The sequence below is a fragment of the Bradyrhizobium sp. BR14999 genome (assembly GCF_056106085.1).
Genome location: NZ_CM148536.1, coordinates 2,625,245 through 2,644,614 on the forward strand (window position 1 = coordinate 2,625,245; position 19,370 = coordinate 2,644,614).

The 19,370-nt window shown below is 58.2% G+C and carries 14 protein-coding genes and 1 pseudogene; 9 read left to right on the forward strand and 6 right to left on the reverse strand.

All coding sequences use genetic code 11. The features are described from left to right. Positions 1 to 470 precede the first annotated feature (470 nt). Both ACR9YP_RS12070 and ACR9YP_RS12075 read right to left on the reverse strand, forming a co-directional pair. Positions 471 to 3,992 carry a Ulp1 family isopeptidase gene (locus ACR9YP_RS12070; protein ID WP_474219901.1) on the reverse strand — a complete coding sequence of 1,174 codons (3,522 nt, stop codon included), beginning with the start codon at positions 3,990 to 3,992 and terminating at the stop codon, positions 471 to 473. A 118-nt stretch (positions 3,993 to 4,110) separates the two neighbouring features. Further along, on the reverse strand, positions 4,111 to 4,638 hold the full coding sequence (locus ACR9YP_RS12075; RefSeq protein ID WP_474219903.1) for a DDE-type integrase/transposase/recombinase: 528 nt from the start codon (positions 4,636 to 4,638) through the stop codon (positions 4,111 to 4,113). A 711-nt stretch (positions 4,639 to 5,349) separates the two neighbouring features. On the opposite strand from ACR9YP_RS12075, the gene ACR9YP_RS12080 reads away from it, so the two are divergent. The 3 genes from ACR9YP_RS12080 (at position 5,350) to ACR9YP_RS12090 (ending at position 8,266) form a co-directional block, all read left to right on the forward strand. Continuing rightward, positions 5,350 to 5,577 (forward strand): hypothetical protein, encoded by a 228-nt coding sequence (locus tag ACR9YP_RS12080; protein WP_474219904.1) that lies wholly within the window; start codon positions 5,350 to 5,352, stop codon positions 5,575 to 5,577. Positions 5,578 to 6,621: 1,044 nt separating this feature from the next. Further along, complete coding sequence (locus tag ACR9YP_RS12085; RefSeq protein WP_474219905.1) at positions 6,622 to 7,869, forward strand: cytochrome P450; 1,248 nt, start codon at positions 6,622 to 6,624, stop codon at positions 7,867 to 7,869. Positions 7,870 to 7,975: 106 nt separating this feature from the next. Beyond that, the gene (locus ACR9YP_RS12090) at positions 7,976 to 8,266 is read left to right on the forward strand and encodes a hypothetical protein (protein WP_474219907.1); all 291 of its coding nucleotides are present in this window, start codon (positions 7,976 to 7,978) and stop codon (positions 8,264 to 8,266) included. 437 nt (positions 8,267 to 8,703) lie between these two features. Here ACR9YP_RS12090 and ACR9YP_RS12095 read toward each other — a convergent pair whose 3' ends face one another. The 3 genes from ACR9YP_RS12095 to ACR9YP_RS12105 all read right to left on the reverse strand — a co-directional run bounded on the left by ACR9YP_RS12095 (position 8,704) and on the right by ACR9YP_RS12105 (position 10,825). After that, complete coding sequence (locus ACR9YP_RS12095) at positions 8,704 to 9,045, reverse strand: hypothetical protein (protein ID WP_474219909.1); 342 nt, start codon at positions 9,043 to 9,045, stop codon at positions 8,704 to 8,706. 222 nt (positions 9,046 to 9,267) lie between these two features. Continuing rightward, the gene (locus tag ACR9YP_RS12100) at positions 9,268 to 9,870 is read right to left on the reverse strand and encodes a hypothetical protein (protein WP_474219911.1); all 603 of its coding nucleotides are present in this window, start codon (positions 9,868 to 9,870) and stop codon (positions 9,268 to 9,270) included. 4 nt (positions 9,871 to 9,874) lie between these two features. Beyond that, complete coding sequence (locus ACR9YP_RS12105; protein WP_474219913.1) at positions 9,875 to 10,825, reverse strand: hypothetical protein; 951 nt, start codon at positions 10,823 to 10,825, stop codon at positions 9,875 to 9,877. Between the two features lie 751 nt (positions 10,826 to 11,576). Here ACR9YP_RS12105 and ACR9YP_RS12110 point away from each other — a divergent pair. The 3 genes and pseudogenes from ACR9YP_RS12110 to ACR9YP_RS12120 all read left to right on the forward strand — a co-directional run bounded on the left by ACR9YP_RS12110 (position 11,577) and on the right by ACR9YP_RS12120 (position 14,712). Beyond that, positions 11,577 to 11,774: a hypothetical protein gene (locus ACR9YP_RS12110; protein ID WP_474219915.1), complete on the forward strand. Its 198-nt coding sequence runs from the start codon at positions 11,577 to 11,579 to the stop codon at positions 11,772 to 11,774. A 419-nt stretch (positions 11,775 to 12,193) separates the two neighbouring features. Beyond that, the gene (locus tag ACR9YP_RS12115) at positions 12,194 to 13,219 is read left to right on the forward strand and encodes a cytochrome-c peroxidase (protein ID WP_474219918.1); all 1,026 of its coding nucleotides are present in this window, start codon (positions 12,194 to 12,196) and stop codon (positions 13,217 to 13,219) included. 432 nt (positions 13,220 to 13,651) lie between these two features. Next, positions 13,652 to 14,712: pseudogene (locus ACR9YP_RS12120) on the forward strand (hypothetical protein). Between the two features lie 5 nt (positions 14,713 to 14,717). Here the strand turns inward: ACR9YP_RS12120 and ACR9YP_RS12125 are convergent. After that, positions 14,718 to 15,077, reverse strand: coding sequence for a methylamine utilization protein (locus ACR9YP_RS12125; RefSeq protein ID WP_474219921.1), 360 nt, complete (start codon positions 15,075 to 15,077; stop codon positions 14,718 to 14,720). Positions 15,078 to 15,282: 205 nt separating this feature from the next. Between ACR9YP_RS12125 and ACR9YP_RS12130 the strand changes: the two genes are divergently transcribed. The 3 genes from ACR9YP_RS12130 (at position 15,283) to tnpB (ending at position 19,364) form a co-directional block, all read left to right on the forward strand. Next, on the forward strand, positions 15,283 to 18,234 hold the full coding sequence (locus ACR9YP_RS12130; protein ID WP_474219923.1) for an EAL domain-containing protein: 2,952 nt from the start codon (positions 15,283 to 15,285) through the stop codon (positions 18,232 to 18,234). A gap of 330 nt (positions 18,235 to 18,564) precedes the next feature. Then, on the forward strand, positions 18,565 to 19,014 hold the full coding sequence (tnpA, locus tag ACR9YP_RS12135) for an IS66-like element accessory protein TnpA (protein WP_474217123.1): 450 nt from the start codon (positions 18,565 to 18,567) through the stop codon (positions 19,012 to 19,014). After that, the gene (gene tnpB / locus ACR9YP_RS12140) at positions 19,011 to 19,364 is read left to right on the forward strand and encodes an IS66 family insertion sequence element accessory protein TnpB (RefSeq protein ID WP_474217122.1); all 354 of its coding nucleotides are present in this window, start codon (positions 19,011 to 19,013) and stop codon (positions 19,362 to 19,364) included. The genes tnpA and tnpB overlap by 4 nt, the downstream gene beginning before the upstream one ends. The last annotated feature ends 6 nt before the right edge of the window (positions 19,365 to 19,370 follow it).

A 19,370-nucleotide genomic window follows, 5' to 3' on the forward strand; every position in this document is an offset into this window, starting at 1 on the left:
ATCACCTCGATCGGGCAATCCAAAGCATTCCGCGCAAGTCAAGGCCGGGCACGGTGATCCTCTCGTGACGCTCACGATACAGCACTGCCACCGGATACAGGCAAAGAAGCGCTGGACGAGCCAGCGTCGCCAGTCCTGACCGACGAACTGCTGGCGATGCACGCTGGTGGCCCGGCGAACGAGGGCGCAACGTCAGGCGCCTTCAAAGAAATCAGCATGACACGCAAGTTGAAGCGCGTGTAGCGCGATGCTGCACGCGTTTGGAAACGTCATAGTGCCCCGCTGCAATAACCTGCGTTCGAACCCACTGCGTGGCGCGACAACGTCTGGCCGGCCTGGAGTCGGGGGCGATTGATTGCTGCGGCCGATCGACTGGGTCCGCTTGCCAACAATTTGGAAGAGAGCGCGTCTCGATCCGCCGATCCTCAAAACAGAGGGAGCCACCGCACCTTGGCGTCGGCGAGAGCCGTTCAGCCATCTCCATCAGCCCAAGTCGGGATGGTTCTCAGCCGGTATTGAAGTGCCTGCCGATCGGCGACGAGGTTGTCGAGGTGCAGCGGCTCGTGCTGTGGCCGCTCTCCTTGGGCCAATCGTCTGACCAGTGCCCGCGTGCCGTCCACCACGAACACGCCGCAATCATAACCGTTCTGCTGCTGGGCCAGGCGGGCTGGCTGCAGGCGAGAGCCAAGCCTTCCTGCGAGCTCTGCTGCAATGGCGCTGTTGGTGGTTCCCCTGGAGTCGTAGTGATAGGCGACTGGCCAGGCCCGCTCGCGGCGATCAATGAGCAGCAGCGACCAATGGGTGCCGCGGCGATTAGGATCCGTAGCACTGGCATCATTCAAGGGCAGGAACAGGAAGTCCGCCGTGTCGTTTCCGTTCTGATTATGGACCAGACGCTGGAATGCGCGAAGCGCGACGCCATCGGCGCCCAAGCGCAGATGATAATGGGCTATGAGGGGATCGGCGAAGCGCGTCCGCATGGCGAGATCCGGATTGTCCCTCTGCAACTCCTGCTCCAGGAGCGCGTAATCCGCCGCGATATGCTCATCGCCGAGCCAGTCGATGGCGCCGAGCTCTAGACCGCCGTGGTCGCGGAGGGGGGCTGTCGGATCCAAAGCCCCGATCTGAGCGTCTGACGGTGTCCGCGGGAACAGCGACAGATAGTTAGCGCCATCACCCAGCTGCTGCGCCGTGGATGGCAAACCGACCAGTGACTCAAGACCGTCGTAGATGTCTACCGGAGCTCTCGCCGGTGCCGCTGGCGCAGCTTCACTATCAGCTGGAGGGTGATGGATGAGCTGAACGTCATTGGGCCCTCCCGGCCCCAACACGGCCCAGTAGCGCTCTCGGCGGATCTTGTAGCTCATGACCCGCTGCGCCGCGTTCGGCAAGAGGCCGAACTGGCGCAACCTAGAAAGCATCCTGTCCGGGACGGGCTGGGCACGGTGGGAAAAGTCCTCGGGAGTGGCGAATGAAGCATCAAAACTCTCGCCGACCGCGGGGGACGTCGCCTCTGCCATGGCGGACACGGGCCCAGCTTGCTCCATCGTCCCGCCAAGGTGTTCTGGCGAGGCGTGATTCTCCGGGCGCGAGCTGAGCTGCGGAACGCCTTCCGGTCGATATCTTAGACCAATGGCAGCGCCTCGCGAATTGAGTGGCGTGCTCTGCGTCGTCATCCCTGCTGGCATCAGCTCCGCCGTGTAGCGCTCACCGCTGATCAAGAAGCTCGTCAGTTGGTTCTCCTGGCTCGGCAGGAGGCCGCTCCTGTCTAGCGCAGCGATCAACTCGTCGGGGGCGCGTTGGTGGCCGTGGCGCCAGTTCAAGTGACGAACAGCCTCCCCGAAATCGCGGGCCTGAGGATCGCGCGGGGCTGACTCGAGAGACGGCGGTGCGCGGACTTCTTCTATGGCCCCCCAGAGCAGAGCCTGATCGTAATCTTCCGCAGGGAGGACCACGGGCGATGCAACAACCCCGCCTTCGTCATGCGACGCCGAGACGTGTTGGTGCCCGCTCCCCTGCAGTATGAGTTGCGCCTCCCATGGCGATGCACGCAGTTGATAAATGGGGCCTTGGATCATCACGCGACCGCCTGAATTGCCGATCTCGCTCAGCTGCTCCTCACCGCTAAGGACCTCGTCTCTTGGTAGGAGGTTGTTCCCTGTCAGATCGTCCGGAGCTGGCTGGTCGTTGTTCGGCCAGTTCAACAGGTGAATGGCCTCATCGGGATCCGGTGCCTGATGATCGCGCGGGGTTGGCTCGAGAGACGACGGTGCGCCGGCTTCTTCTATCGCCCCCCAGAGCAGATCCTGATCGTAATCTTCCGCAGGGAGGGCCACAGGCGATGCAACAACCCCGCCTTCGTCATGCGACGCCGAGACGTGTTGGTCCCCGCTCCCCTGCAGTATGAGTTGCGCCTGCCACGGCGATGCACTCAGTTGATAAATGGGGCCTTGCATCAGCACGCGACCGCCTGAATTGCCGATCTCGCTCAGCTGCCGCCCGGTGGCATCTCCGTGGGGATTGCTTAGCGTCTTCTGCCTCTTCGCTGGTCTCCACTGCCCCGTGTAATCCTCACCGCTAAGGACGTCGTCGCTTGGTAGGAGGTTGCTCCCTGTCAGATCGTCCGGAGCCGGCTGGTCGTTGTGTGGCCAGTTCAACGGGTGAATGGCTTCATCGGGATCCGGTGCCTGATGATCGCGCGGGGTTGGCTCGAAAAGCGACGACGGGTCGGCTTCGTCCATCATCCCCGAAATCACATCCTGATCGTGACCTTCCGCAGGCAGCAGGATCTCTGGCCCGCTGGCGCTTCCCTCCGACGCGCTGTGCTGCGCAGGGGACTTCCCGACGCGCCTCGCGACCGCGTCTTCGGGATCAGTGTGCTGCCCAAGTTCCAACGCTCCGTGCGGCAGCGACTTCCGAACATGAGCCAGTGCCGCACCGACGTAGCGACCGTCGGAGTCCTTATAGTCCTTGACATCTGTATCCAGCGACCCGTCGTGAAGGCGAGCAGCAATCCCCGGCTTGCTTTTTTTGCGCAGGTGGACGCTGAACCCTGTAAGACGGTTTGCATAATTGATGACCGTATCTTCAGAGATCCCTTCCGCGGGCGCTGCTTTGTACGCTTCGATGAGGGCCAAGTCGTTGGGATAAGGATTCAGGACAGCGCGTCTTACAGTCGGCGGCGCTACGCCCGCCGACCGGGAGGCCTCAGTATCCAAAAGCTGCTCCTGACGGACACTTTGCACCGGCGCATTGGCCGCCGGCTCTAATGCCAACCGCGAACCCCCTCGTTTCCGGCGCGAAGCGCCCCGCCTGCGGTAATCATCAAGCCTGTTCAACGCATAGACGAGCCTCTTGTTGCCCGGAAACAACCTTTTCGCGTGACGGACCAGCGAACCGTGATCGAGCACAGCAATTGAGGAAGGCTGGAGCGCTGCAGATAGCTTGCGAAGTCTGTTAGCATAATCTTCGCCGGTTTGCCGGCCGATCGTCCGACAAAAGTTTCCTTCAGCCGCCCTTCTGATGAGGTCCTCGTCCTCTTTGGAGGCACGATATTGTGGTGTAATGGGGCGAGCGGGGGCGTCGGGCTCACGATGCCGACTGAGCATTGACAACGCGGGAACGATTACCTTGTCTCTCGGAAACAACCGTTTAGCATGATCGAGCAACGACTTATGATCAAGCATAGTAATACTTTGGCCAGAAGGCTTGAGCGCATCAGCTAATTTGCGAAGACTACGTTCATAATTACCGATTGTGACAGCCCTCGGCTCGCCCCTTCGATCGAGGGCTGCATCAGCCGCTGCTCTAATGAGGCGATCGTCTTCCTCAGAGATATCGAAAAGCTCTCTGTCGGGATTAAGGGCATCCGCTTGATGCAGCTCGTTCAAATGCTGCTCAAATTCCGCTTGCTGCTGTTGGGGCTGCTGGACTGTGGAGTTGTAGGTAGCAAAATCTCCGTCCAATGGGTTGATGTTCTTGAATGGGGCCATGTTCCTGTCGGGTTGGGCCGGCCGCATATCTGAGCACCGCCGTTCGCTCTCAAGCCCCCACGGTACCTACCATTAGCTTTCGAGAAGCTGACGCGGTCTGGAGAAAATAGAAGAGGAGCTAATGGAAAAGATGATCTTCCCCCGAAAAAATGGACTGAGTTAAGCTGCGTTCAGCTCCATCTCGATCGGGCTGATAAAGCCGACGGCGGAGTGACGACGAGTTTCGATTATAGAAGGCCTCGATATAGGCAAAGATATCCCGTGTGGCTTCTGCCCGTGTTGCATAGTGCCTATGGTGGACGAGCTCCGTCTTGAGCGTGTGAAAGAAGCTCTCCATGGGAGCATTGTCATAGCACTTGCCCTTGCGGCCCATCGACGCCCTGAGGCCGACGGATTGCATCAGCGTGCGGTAATCCGCCGAGGCATATTGGACGCCGCGATCGTAATGGCGGATCAGGCCGGCACCTAGCCGCTGCGCCGAGCTCTCCATCCGCAAGGCCGCCAAGGGCAGGTCGGCGCGCAAATGATCCGCCATCGCCCGGCCGACAATCCTGCGGCTGTACAGATCCATGACGGCGGCCAGATAGATCCGCCCGATGTCGTCGACGAGATCACGATTGGTCGGCTCTCCGGGCGCGAGCGCCAAGCATAATAGCCGGCCGGCGAGACGCTGAGCATGTCGCACAGCAGCGTCCCCGGATAATCGGCGCGGCGATCTTCGATGAAGCGGAATCTCATGTCCGTGTTTCAGCAAAGATCGGGTCCGCCGCAAATACTACGCATCGAAAAGGATGGGCGGAAAGGACACGCGTATCTCTACGCCGACGCAGCTGGCGAGCATTTGGCCTTCTGGCCGAGGATCGCCTGATCACGTGGCTGGCGGTCGAGGTGGTCCGGGACATGGTCAGCGTTGCTCAGTATTGGGGGAATGCCATGCAAGCTCGCGGCTGCAAGGAGTTCCGACGCAAGGCATGGCTCGAGGACAGCCTTCGCGGCATGGTGGCTGCAGGGATACGTGCCAACAGAATTGGGTCAGCGGATACTCTCTGATCGGACGACCTACGAAGGTTCGACTATGCGAACGTATAGCTTTCGAAGGGATGCCTCCCCTGCCATTCATTTTGAGGCCGACGCTATGACTGGGAAGAAGCTTCGGTTTAGAATATCTACATTCGGTCACACTCGAGCCTGTTCAAATGAATTTTCCCTATCCTGATTGGGACTGTACTGCGCATTCCAGAACGCGAACGAATCACAGACAAAGCTTTGGCAACGGGCTCAGCACGGTATTAGCTGAGCCAGGGTCTCGCCGAGGGAGAGCTCTTCGCCAGAACCGCGTGAAATCGGAGCTAAGAGGTTGAATGAAGTTACTCTGCGCGCTTCTCGCTGGACAAAACGAGAAGACGAACTGCTGCGCGAGCTTGTTGATGCAGGCACGCCTGTGAAATCCATTTGCGAAACGCTCAACAGGTCCGAACCAGAGCTTCGCAGGCGCGGCTACTACATTGGCCTACCGATGAAATGGTTTAAGCAAACAGCGCATCTGACGCTAAGGCGGCGCTCGGCCACAGGCAGCACTTCTTGAGCCGGCCCTGCGGCGGCACGAAAGACCAAACTGTCATTCGGCCCTCCTCGTATGGGGCCGCTGAGGTGCGTCCCCCTTTTGCTTCCTGAGAGCTGCGTTGCTTGCAGTGGATGTCGCCAAGTTTCGCTTTTGCAAGGAGACCAACCGCGGTTCCCCTTCCAGAGACTTCGCGATTTAAGGTAGCAGCAAAGTGATTGCTGAAACAGTACGTTGGTGTGGACATGTGTAGAGGCCGCTACGGACTGGTAAGTCCAAGGCTTGCGGGGATATCAAAACGACGCACGGCATTGTCCTGCCGACCATTTTCGATGACGAGTGAGCTCTTGTTATACCCTATCCAACACTCTTGTCGGGATAAGGCCGCGCCCTGTCCGAGTATAAGGCTGACCGTTCGGTTTGAAGTTTTTGTGAGGCGCATATCGATTAGGCCTTGGCGAACATTCCCATTGAACGGGTGGCGCCTCCAGCGACATGCGCCGGGAATGGCACCGTAGGTGCGGACCTTGAAGTTGAACTCGCTCCGAACTGTCAATCGGCGTGATCGACGACGCGGTACTTGTCGCGGGCGACCGCAGCACCACTTTGATATTTTGCAACACGTTGTTTCACGCGTAGACCGGGCCCGTGAACAGGCCGAAGGCATCGAATTTGGTTTCATCCTGGACGCCGACGAAAGCGAGATTGGCGTTGCGCCTTTGAATCGGCCCAGTTGCCGTGCGCGCTCCAAACCGAACATCGAGTTCGCCACGTGAGCGATTTCGTCGCCGAACGTGCCTACGGCTGAATTATGCCACCTCGCACCAAGGGCGGATCGAAGAAACCGGCAGCGTTGACACCGACATAGAAGCCGCTCCAGTCAAGAATCGGAACGACCGTTGGAGGCGCGATTCGAAAATTCAATGCGGTCCTTACTGTCGGATATGGTAGGGGAGGCTGCTCGCACTTTGGGATACTCTGTTTGAGCGGCGACCCGCGCAACCAAAAACGCTACGCAGCTCGAACTATGGATCGTGACCAGATCCGTAGATCTCAAGAGAGAACAATATGGTCATGAAAACGCGATCGGCAGGCTTGAGAGCCGATGATGTGTGGCAGATCCCGCTGACCAATCTGGATGTAAGCGAAGCCAAGCGCTTTCAGGACGACAGCATATGGGGGTACTTCGAGCGTTTGCGAATGGAAGACCCCGTTCACTACTGTAAAGCCAGCGCTTATGGTCCATATTGGTCCGTAACGAAATACCGAGATATCGTGGCGGTAGATACAAATCACAAATCGTTCTCGTCGGAGCAGGGTGTCGTTATTGTCGACGTGCCTGACCAGCATTGGACCCAGAGCTTCATCAAAATGGGCCCTCCTAAACATGCCGAGCAGCGCCATACTGTAAGTCCGATCGTCGCACCGGAACACCTGACGAAGCTCGAAAGCTTGATCCGCTGTCGGGTCAAGACGATTCTGGGCAGCTTGCCGCGCAATGAGGACTTCAATTGGGTGGACATGGTCTCCATCGAGTTGACGACGCAGATGCTGGCCACGCTATTCGACTTTCCATTTGAGGATCGGCGGCTCTTGACCTATTGGTCAGACGTAGCTGTTGCAATTCCGAAAAACGGTCATGCGATCGATAGCTGGGATGAGCGAAGCACGATCTTGTCGGAGTGCCTGGAGTATTTCACGCGGCTTTGGAACGAGCGAATCAATGCCGAGCCACGCATGGACCTGATTTCCCTGATGGCGCACTCGCCTGCAACTCGACAGATGGAGCCGAACGAGTTTCTTGGGAATCTCATTCTGCTGATCGTCGGGGGAAATGACACCACGCGTAATTCGATTACCGGGGGCCTCCTGTTCATGAACCAGCACCCCTCCGAGCTGCGAAGGCTACGCGATAATCCCGAATTGGTTTCGAGCGCCGTGTCCGAAATCATCCGGTATCAAACGCCGATCGCACATATGCGCCGCAATGCCACGACCGATATTGTCGTAGGTGGGAAACAAATCAGAAAGGGCGACAAGGTCGTCATGTGGTACATCTCTGGTAACCGCGACGAAGAGGTCTTCGAGAACGCCGACACATTTCGCATCGACCGCAAGAACGTGCGGCAGCATCTCTCGTTCGGATTCGGCATCCATCGCTGCGTTGGCAGACATCTCGCGGAACTGCAGTTGAAACTCCTCTGGGAAGAAATTTTGAATGCGCGGCTGGAAGTCAAGGTTGTCGGCGAACCCGGGCGAATTGCGTCTAACTTTGTGCATGGTTATTCCGCTCTTCCTGTGCAGATTAGAGCTTAGGCTGTGATGCGTTGGCTTGGGAGGCGCCACGCAGCAGCCGGCGACCGAGCGGCCGCCAACCCGGCCCGCAACGTCTCTTGCAAAACGGCGGGATCGATTGGTTCTCATGCGCGCCCAGGAGAAGAACGGACGCAGCGAGGCCGACGACCGCGCCATGGCCGATTGTATCGGCCGTCTCATTGAGGTCCTCGACAGTGAGATCGCCGAGATCGAGGCCGACATCAGCGCATTGATCAATGCCGAGCCGGAGATCTCGGATGATGCCCAGCTGATCCGCTCACTGCCTGGCGTCGGTCCCCTGGCCTGCATGCAGCTGATTGCGCAGATGCCGGAATTCGGCAAAGTCGGACCGAAGCAGGTGGCGGCACTCGCCGGGCGGGCTCTTCAACGTCGATAGCGGCGCCTTCCGCGGCAAGAGCAGGATCGCCGCCGCCCGGCCGATCCGTTCAAGGTGTTCCACGCACGATTGCGACAGGTCGTCAAACTAGCCAAACTCGCCCTCATTGCCTTCGCCAGAATGCTACTGACAGCCCTCGACGCTACGATGCGCACAGGAACGCCATACTTGCAGACAAGCCAACATAACAGTTGTCGGCACAATCTCACCTGTCATGCTCGCGCCCATCCGTTCCGCAAGCGCTCCGTGCTCGGCGGGCGCCGTCATCCCGCAGGGGAGCGAGCCCGCGGCTGTTTGCATAGGGCGCAGGCGTATCGGTCATCGCGGTCATGTGGCGATTATTGTCTAGCGCCAGCTTCTTTGCTGCGGTTGTTCCCCCTGAAATGGAAGCAGACACGCAAAGTCAGAGATTAGAAGCTGACATGTCGCGTCATGCCTTACCATTTCCATGTATCTGGGCTCGTGTCGGTAGCAAGCACTCGGATTCCGTAGTTGCTGATGGTTACAATAGCATATCTATAGCCATGGTCACAGTTCGGCTGGTACTCCCTGTCTCGTTCCGACCAGCGCCAATAGTTCCGGTTGCCACTGGATGGATAAAATTGCTTTCGCAGCGAGCGCTTGCCCGGCTCAAGGCCTTCGACATCGACCTTGATCTCGTTGCCGCTGCTTTTCCACAAAACATGCCCTTTAAGCTTTTCTTTGGTCAGATTCACCACGAAGAATTCGTGCTTCCCTCCGCCCTTCTTTGCTGTTTTCTCCTTCTCTTTTGTCATCATTGTCCCTCATGGCCTGTCCTTCGGATGGAAGACAGAGTCACCGGAGCTTGCTGACAGAACGTTGTCGTCTCAACTACTCGATTTGGTGGGCTTGCATTCACATGCGCTCCGTACCCCGCGTATATCCGCAAGTTGACTGCTGGTTGACATAGGGCGGAGGGCAAACAAATGAGCAGCCTTAAGCCCGCCAATTTCTTGAACGGCGATGCCCGATCTAAGGAGTCAGTTCTGGCGGGCATCATCGGACCTCCATCGAGCCTCCCGATTCGGTCGATGAATTCGATCCGTCAAATAGAAAAGGCCGAGAAGGGTGTTCGATAACAGGTTCGCCAAGGCGAACACGTACATGCACCAGAAAACCCGGAAGATGGTTGGTCGCCAACTTGGAGCCGCTTCAGATAACCAATATTTATCGGTGATGAGATAGACGTAGCCTACCACGTAGAGCACTAGCGTCAGGAAGGCCATGTAACCAAACAAGAAAGATAGAAAGCGGCGGCGGCTCAGATTCTCAAAATAGGTCTCCGTGTTGACCGTGTGCTCGAGCCGAACAGGCGGTTCGCCAGGCATCGGGTCATCCATCTCCCGTTTGCCGAAAGTCGCTACCGCCGCGAGCGCCGCAATGAAAAATCCTGTGAGTACCCCCAGGAAGCTGCTCAGCTTGCCGATAATGTCCAGTGAGCCCAGAGCATCCTTCACGAATTCGGATGAGATAATAGGCAGAGCAAAGATCGCCCAAAGAACAATCGGCAGGCCGAAGTCGAACTTCCACTTCTCGGGATGAGCTATCCTCAGATACTGTAGAGGGACGAGGATCCGCCACATGGCTTTATCCAACGAAGACTTTGATCTTCGATATCAGCTCGTCGCTCATGGTGTCGGAGATGTCGGGCAAAGCCTGGCGCAATGTTACCTCAGCAGACTTGACGAACAAGGCTTCTCCAGCATCCGCCCTGGCCGTATCAACTTTAGCGCTGTGAGCTCTGCTTGCATGTGACTCCTTCCATCGAACGCGCATCGCTTCATAGTCATTTTTGCGCGCATACTCCTTCACTTTTTCGATGAATTTCAGAGCTTCACCTTGCGGTAATCCCTTCCCAATCGATAGGCTTAGGTCGCGCCGCACGGATCTAATAAACTTGGATTCGTCGAAACCCAGATTCTTTTCCCGATAATTGATCAACTCCACGTGCAGCAAACGGCCCTCCTTGATCGAGTCCTTCAAACGGTCAGAGGCGTGTCCGCTCAACTCCACCATAGGACGTGTCTTCAAAGGCTCTTTTGATCCCTCTCGCTCGAACGTGAGCCCCTGATCATCAGAGATTGTCTTGAACTCTGCTCGCAAAAATCCTTGGATCAAAGAACGGCCAAAGCCCGAGACATCCTCGTAAACCATGCGATATAAATGACCGCCTCTTTGGGTGGGCTTCAGTGAGATCACCGCATGAACCGAAAGGCCCCCAGCTTCATCATCGGCACGCTTCGGGATTCTGACCTTTCCGGTCTTAAAGTTTGTAAAGCCTGGGTCGGCCTTGTCCCGATCTCCGAGGCAAAACAATAGCGCAATCGCCGGCGTGCCATTCGAGAGCTTAATTTCCCTTAGTGCCGAAAGTCTAATGACGCGCCGCTCGTTATCAATCACCTGAAAGCAAAGATCACTAGCCTGCCTCTTCTTTAGGTAGGGAATGAACTCAGCCAAAGGTAACGCCGGCGCGTCGGATGGATGAGGCGCCATCGCCAGATCGAAGAATAGAATAAATCGTTGATTGCCCCGTAGCATTTTGCCCCCAGTTTGCGATCAGATGAGACATCTCTCGCAGAAACGATCGATGTAACTTGAGCAGGCCCTCCTTTTGGATTTTGGACCAAAAGCGTGCGAAGGCCCGTGTGGGGCAGCAAGGCAGGTTTATGAGGGCAGTTAGCAAGCGCAGCAACGAAGCGCAGTGCGGCCGAAAGCTTTGATCGGTAAGCTCGGTCAAACGCTCACGTAATAGGACTCACCTCGGTCGTTACGTGTAACAACCACGCAAGTTGTACCCCGTAGTGAAGGCTGAGCACTCGCTAGGGCATTTGCTAGATGTTGTGCCGCACGAAAGGCTTGGAGCTCGTTCTCGAATGCCAGCCCGCCGGGTCGTCGACATTGTGCTTGCCTTCCAGGTTGAAGTAAAAACGAGCCATTTGTTCGCTCGGTTCGTTGCTTCGAACGCAATGACATTACTATGCAATTAAAGCGGAATTCCCTGATCTAGGACCTTGTGTTGCCGAAATCCGGCGCCTTATCGGAAAGATGCGAAGCGGTTTGCGTGCGAGCTTCCGAGCTTGCCGGCTCCCCCCGAATTCTGCCGCCGCCGAACACCTCGGCAGACCTGTGTTCGGCCGCTTCTGGGGCCCTCTCCAATATCGTCTGAGGTGAATTCCGCTGCGAAATGCTTGGGCGATGCAGGAAAGTGTCCAAAGTGCAGGGAAGTGCGCCGTAAATAGCTTTGCAATAGGAGTATGCTGAAGTTTCAACGCGCGCAGGAGCCAAATCTATGGCAACCACCGTGCTTTCAGACCCGCTGGAAATACTTGCGGAGGACTTCAAGGAAGCCCTCCTGAGACACTACTCCTTCGGGCAGCGCAAGGCCGCGGTTTCCATCGGCAAGACCACCGGCGACTCCCCGGTATTATCTGTTCTTCTGGAGGACGGGCAGAGGCTTCGCCTCACCGTGACGAGGGCGCGGTCGTGATCGTCTTTCTTCGGCGATGGTAATCGTCTCCCGCCGACAAGGTGGGACGACGTCCTGCGAGGACGAGGTCGGGATGACTGCGCTGCTCTGTAGCCTGCAGATGGGCTCGAATTCGAGGGTCCTCACGCAGCCGGACGATACTGGCCGCTGGGCAGCGCCCCCGCAGCGCCTCGGAGCAGGGTCGGCGTCGAAACAGCGCTTCTAGCTGCCAAATCGGTGTGGCCGGCTTCCGAGGTGCATGACTGATCAATAGTCAGCTTTTTTCAAAGCGTGCAGGGCCGCGATAGCCTGCGAGGTCAGTTGGAGCCTGCCCCGATGGCCAGGGAGTGAGCATTTCGAGGCAATGGGATGCAGGGCCGTTAAGACTTCCTTGACCAAGTTATTCATACAACGAGCCGGTATTTCCCTCCGAGGCGCCGATGAAGGTCTGGGTCAGCCTGGCTTTGCTTGCGGCATGCATGCTGCTGGGGCAGCGCTTTGCCGCGACGGCAGCGGAGAAATCAGATGGGACGGCGGAGATCCGCGCCGGCTACCGCCGGCCGGCGGCCATTCCTTTCCCAGACCGCAATCCTTATTCCGTGTCAAAAGCGGCTCTCGGGAAGATGTTGTTCTTCGATCCGCTGCTCTCGAGGTCCCGTACCGTTTCCTGTGCAAGTTGCCACAATCCGTCGCTGTCGTGGGGAGATGGCCTTGCGCGAGCGGTTGGGGAGGATCCCAAAGGCCTGCCGTTGCGGGCGCCCACTCTTATTGATGTGGCGTTCATCGAGCCGCTGGGCTGGGACGGGAAGTTTAAGGACATCGAATCCGTCACGTTTGGTCCAATCACGGGTCGGTCGAACATGAATCTCACAGAGCCGGAGTTGATTACTCGTCTGTCCGCCGCCCCGGCCTACCTCGATGCGTTTGCAAGCGCGTATGGCGATAGTGCGATCACCCGGCCGAGGATCGAAGCTGCCTTGGCGACGTTCGAACGCACCATTGTTGCCGGCGAGTCCCCGTTCGACCGTTGGATTATGGGCGATGAAACTGCGATCAGCGCGGCGGCAAAACGCGGCTTTGCCGTCTTCAACGGCAAAGGGCGTTGTTCAAACTGCCACAGCGGCCCGTCCTTTACGGATGGATCGTTTCAGGATATCGGCACCGCAAAGGACGGGGATATCGGACGGGGGCGGCTGTTTCCGACGTCACAAAAGCTCCAGTACGCATTCAAGACGCCGACATTGCGCGATGTGGCGAAGCGTGCGCCCTACATGCATGATGGATCGGTCGCAACCCTCGAACAGGTCATCGAACTTTATGATCAGGGTGGGATTGACCGTCCAAGCCGATCCCCTTCGATCAAGCCTTTAGCTCTTACAGCCGAAGAAAAGACCGACTTGCTCACTTTTCTTCAGACGCTTACCGCCTGGTCTCCGGCCGCGCCTCTTCCCGACTTGCTGCGCTAATTGGCTGCTCCAATCGCGTCGCCGCAACTGGACCTCAGTGCATGTGCGGCAATGCCGACCCCAGCAGGGCAAAGCCGATTACAAGTAGTGCGCCCGTCCAAGCCTCCAGGGTCTCGGTCCGCGCTGCGTAACGCTTTTACGCAGCAGGCGAGCACCGAGCCTACTGCCACACGCGCCGTACCTAACGCTTCGAACATGGACTGCTCCAGCCATCCGAATGCCTGAGGTTCAGTACGACATCGGGATTGAAGGCTCGTCCTCGAAATCGGTAAAACTTGAACGGACCTGCCGTGCGCCGCTGAAATCCGCCCGGAGCGGCCATATTAACCACCAATCAACCAGCGGATGTCGCGGACGCCACAAATCTTAAAATTTATGCTAAGATGAATAAATCGTTAAAGCTGTGCTTTTCCAGGACGGGCGGATCTTGAAATGTTTGGGTCTCTGGGGCGAGATGCCATATCGGTATCTCGGGGACTTACGCTGTTTGCCAGGTTCATCACGGGATTCTCCTTCTGGGTCCTGGGGACCCGAGCCGCCAGCGCCCACGTCAAATGGTTTTGCGCCTATGACGCTGCCGGTCAGCCGCGAGGCCTGGAAAATGTTCTCTGCCAGGATTTTGAGATCCTCCTGGGCGTTGCCTCGCTCTGGTTCTTTTCAGGTTGCGTGGTGGAGCGCACGTCGCTCGGCGAGCTGGTGGCCCGCTCACTGGACCGTTTCACGGAAAGCCTGCGCTTGCACACCGAGGTAATGATCCGCGCGGTCTGCGGCTTCTTCTTCATCTCGGTCTGGGCGGTCGGCGGAATCATCCTGACCCCCGAACTGAAAACGTCGTCCGCAATGGTGGGACCTCTGCAGCTCGCCATCGCAGCGGGCCTGCTGTCGCGTCGCACCATGCCGCTCTCCGCGGTGGGAATCGTCGTGTTGTTCGGGCTTGCCGTGCGCGATTACGGCACGTTTCATCTTGCCGATTATCCGATTTTTCTGGGCATCGCGGCCTATCTCGCTCTCACCGGGTTGCAACGGAATCTGTTCGGCGTTCCGCCGCTCGAAGTCGTGCGCTACACGACCGCCGTTACCTTGATGTGGGCGTCGATAGAGAAGTGGGCCTATCCGGAATGGAGTTTCCCGCTTCTGATCGAGCACTCTGGTATTACGTTTGGGTTCGACAACGAGTTCTACATGCGGGCAGCAGGCATGGTCGAGTTCACACTCGCCTTTGCGCTTGCTTGGACGCCGCTAATCCGTCGTGTAGCCGCAGCCATGCTGCTCGGCATGTTCATCAGCGCGTGCTTCGAATTCGGCAAGCTTGATGTTATCGGGCACTCAGCAATTATCGTCGTCCTGATCGCGATCCTTCCGACAATCGGCCGACGGAGGTCGACTATCGACGTCCCTGGCTCGCCCCAGCCGGACTATGTGCGGCGCTGACGGTTACGCTCTTGGCCTACTATGTTGGCCACGCCGCCATCTTCAACACCGCGATCCTTTAGGCGCGCTATTTGGTGACGTGCACGCCAAGCTTCATCTTGGGATGGATGCCGCACAGCACCGTATAGTCACCAGGCACCGAGAAGACCACCTCGAACTGACTGCCCGGCTGCTGATCACCGGTATCGAAATCAAAGGTCTCCGAACTCAAATAGGCGTGGTGCAAGAGCTCACCATCGTCGTTAATGAACCGTAAAGTCTCGCCGCGCTTGATGATAATCTCTCGTGGCCTGAATTCTCGATCTCTTTGCGAGATCGTATAGGGGCTTGCCCCCAGAGCCGCGCCTGCGAGCAGTCCGCTGGTCACCGCGGCTGTGATCTGGAGACCAAACTTGCCCACGCGCAAGGGTAAAAGTCTAACCATCATTTCAACCCCGCTGAAACTTCAACTTTACCAAATATACCGTCTGGCTCGGATCGTCCGAGCGCGTGAGTGCTCCCGTACTTATCACAGGTTGATCTTAACGATTTCCGCATCCCTTGCAGTCATTACTAGGGAAATTTGAGGCGGAGGCAGGTCGACTGTGTCCGCGCGCTTGTTTTGCGATTAGTTGTTTGCAGCGAAAGACACCATGATGAGTGTTTTCGTCGGGAGGGTTATGCGGCAACCGAAAGCGGTTCTTGAGGCGCTTCGGCCCACAATCGTCTGCCTGTCACGGGTTGTCAGAGCGCGCGGCTCAATTCGAACCGCGATCTTGATCTTCTGTCTGGCAATGAGCGCGGTTGCGGCTGCCCTCGGAGGCTATTCGACCCTCGGCATCCGACACGCCGGTGACCTGGTTGCCAGAACCTTCGACGAGTCACTGATGTCGATCAACTACGCGCGTGGGGCGGGCGCCGATTTCGCGGCTATGCGCGTGGCGTCTGCACAACGCCTTCTCACAAAAGACCCGACGGTCCATTCTCGACTGGAAGCCCAAATTGACGGGCTGGCCAAAACGCTTTCGGAAGACGTGACGATAGCGGCCGAGCGGTCCCAATCCGCGCGCGCGGCAAAGGCGGCCGCCAAAGTCCAGGAGGCCGCAAATGCCTGGTTCGCGCTTCATCGCCGTCTCGCTCAAGCGCCTGCCGACGAGCGCGGGGGCGTCGAAGCGAATACGCGTGAAATCGGCGATCTCGAAAAGTATTCCAACGTTCTCAACCAGCAGATCGAATTACTGGTGAACTATACGGCCGGCGATGGCTTTCTATTTCGTCAACGGGCGCTTGCTGCGATCAAGCGCGATCTGCAAGTCAACGTCGCGGGGTTGATCGTCGCGCTCCTTCTGTCCGGGCTGTTTTCATGGATTTTGGTGCGCCGGCTCATTGGTCCAGTCGCGATTGCGTCCAAAGCGGCAAGAAGCATCGCGGATGGCGACTTGAACACAAACATTCCAGAAGGCGGCGGTGATGAGCTCGGCACTCTTCTGACTGCCATGGGGAGAATGCGAGAAAACATCAGGGCGATGATGGATCGAGAGGTAGCGCAGCGGCGTTCAGCGCAGGGACGGCTTTCGGATGCCCTTGAGAACTCCCGTGAGGGCGTCGTCCTGCTCGATAGGGAAGGCCAGATTGCCTTGGCCAATTCCAGAGCCAGCGAGTTCATTGATTGCCTGCCACAGCTGGTCCACCCGGGTTCCTTAGGAGTGGCGCGGGTGTCGGGGGACGAAAACTCACCAGAACCCAATCTCCGGCATAGCTTTGGCCAGGCCGATAGCATGGAGGGTGAAGCCCAGCTTCCCGATGGGCGGTGGCTGCGGATCAGCCGCAGTCCGACCCGGGAAGGCGGCGTGATGCTGGTCTACAGCGACATTACCAGCTTGAAGCAGCAGAAGGCCGAGCTGCACGCGACGAATCTGAGGCTGGATGCGGCGCTCACGCACATGTCGCAAGGACTCTGCCTCTATGACAGGGAGGGACGGCTCCAGGTCGTCAACCGTCGGTTCTGCGAGATTTTTGATATTTCGCCGCAATTGTTGCTGCCAGGGATGACGTTCGAAGACGTCCTCCGTCTGAGCGTTGCCGCCGGCAATCATGGCAGCCGGACGGTGGCCGATCTTCTGATGGAATGCGAGGAGTTCGTGGCTCGGCGCAAGAGCGGCAACTACCTCCAGAATCTGAGCGACGGGCGCGTTGTCTCGATCGCTCATCGCTCCACATCCGACGGCGGCTGGCTCATCAGTTGCGATGATGTGACCGAGCAACACAGGGCGCAATCGCAAATCGCGTTCATGGCGCGTCATGATGCTCTGACCAGATTGCCAAACCGGTCCCTGTTCGCCGAGCGGATCGAGCAGGCCGTCGCCGAGGTCGGCCGGGGAGCTGGCTTTGCCGTGTTCTGTATCGATTTGGATAACTTCAAGCAGATCAATGATGGCTTGGGACATCCGGTCGGTGACGCGCTGCTTTGCGCAGTTGCCGACCGGTTAAGTGCGTGCGTCCGAGAGGTTGATACCGTTGCGCGTTTAGGGGGCGACGAGTTTGCCGTCATTCAATGTGGAGCCCGAGCCGCTGAAGAGGCCGAACGCCTGGCCCAGCGCATAGTGGAGTGTGTCGGAGCGCCCTATGATCTGAATGGCCATCGCCTCATCATCGGGTGCAGCGTCGGAATTTCGCTCGCGCCCAGTGACGGGACGACCCGCGAAAAGCTTCTGAAAAACGCGGACATGGCGCTGTACCGGTCCAAAATGGACGGTAGGGGAACCTGGCGGTTTTTCGAGCCAGCAATGGACGCAAGCCTGCGAAGCCGGCGAGCGCTCGAAATCGACCTGCGCGAGGCTATGGACAAGGACGAGTTCGCATTGTTCTACCAGCCCATCTATGACTTAAGAATGGACCGGATCAGCGGCTTCGAAGCATTGTTGCGCTGGCAGCATCCGAAGAGGGGGTTCGTGCCGCCCGACCAGTTCATCCCGCTCGCAGAAGATATGGGTCTCATCGCTCGGCTCGGCGAATGGGTTCTCAATCGTGCGTGCGAGCAGGCGGCCAATTGGCCGCCGGAGCTCAAGATTGCTGTCAATGTTTCGGCAAGTCAGTTTCGTGACCCGAGGTTTGCAGACGTCATCGCCACCGCGATCGACGCGTCAGCGCTGGCGCCACATCGACTTGAGCTCGAAATCACGGAATCGATCCTCCTTGGCAACAGCTCCGAAACGATGGCAACCCTGCATGAGCTGAAGGCACGTGGACTGCGCATCGCTTTGGACGATTTCGGTACTGGCTATTCGTCGCTAAGTTATCTCCGCAGTTTTCCCTTTGACAAAATCAAGATTGATCAATCCTTTGTTCGTGACGCAACGGAGACAAACGGGTCAAAATTGATCGTCAGGGCGATCACCAGCCTCGGAAGAAGCCTTGGTATGACAACAACGGCCGAGGGGGTCGAGACCATTGAGCAGTTGAACCAGATGAAGGCGGAAGGATGCAACGAGGCCCAAGGGTTCCTGTTCAGCCGTCCGGTCCCTGCAACCGAACTCGCATCAACGATCCTGAGCTTGCGAAACGGCCTCAAGCCAAGTGACTGCAGCAGAGCGAGAGCCAGTTAGGAGCACGATGTCATGTGCCTTAACGCTTAGCGAAATTGTTATGGGGTCCTGGAGTCGCCCCGCAGCCTTGCGGCGCTCGCCGCGAACCCTCTGAGGCGCACTCAGAGTCGGCTCGGGGAATTGGCGGACTCAGGCGCGATGTTGTGCCCTCCAGCGCAATTTTTTCGAGCGCCGAGCGGTTCTTCAACCTTTAGCTTTACCGTCGGTTAGCTTGTTCGAGATAGTCTTGGATCGTAACCGGCATGAGGCCTCCACCTCGTCATCGCGCGGTTCGCTTGGGATACAGCCTGGCATGAGGTGATAGGTGGAGGTGAAGCGATGGTAAATGCCATGCTTGATGCCAGGCAGGAAGGCGACTCTTATCGTCGCGTCGAGGTGATCACTGGGGAGCGCCGGCGGCGACGGTGGACGAGCGAGGAGAAGGCCCGGATCGCTGCGGAGAGCTTTGAGGAGGGTGCGAACATCTCCGAGGTGGCGCGGCGCAATGGCGTTTCCCGCGGACTGCTCACGGTGTGGCGACGCCAGGTAGCGGCGGCGGTAGCCGGCAAAGCCCAGAACTTCGTGCCGATCCAAATTGGTGCCGAGAGCGATGGCGGGAGAGCTGGCGAGTCCGAGTGTATTTCGCCGGTACAGATGAAGCCCTTTGAGATTGCCGCGCCGCCGGGCAAGGTCTGTGGAGTGGTCGAGATCGAGATGAACGGGGCGCGCATCCGGGTCGAGCCGGGCGTGGAGCTGGCGACGCTTGCGACGGTGCTGGCCGCGCTTCGAGGGATCCGGTGATCGCGCTACGGTCTGACCTCAAGGTGGTGCTGGCGGCCCAGCCGGTCGACTTTCGCAAGTCGGTGCACACGCTGTCGGCGCTGGTGAGCGAAGCCCTGCGCGCGAACCCGTACTGCGGCGACGTCTTCGTGTTCCGCAGCAAGCGCATGGACAGAGTGAAGCTTCTGGCGTGGGACGGCAGCGGCATGGTGTTGGTAACGAAGTGGTTGCACCAAGGACGTTTCACCTGGCCGCCGATCCGCGACGGCGTTGTGCATCTCAGTGCGACGCAGCTTGCGATGCTGCTCGACGGGCTTGAGTGGACGCGTGTGTCGCCTAAGTCTGTGAAGCAGCCGACCGTTGTCGGCTGAGGGGTG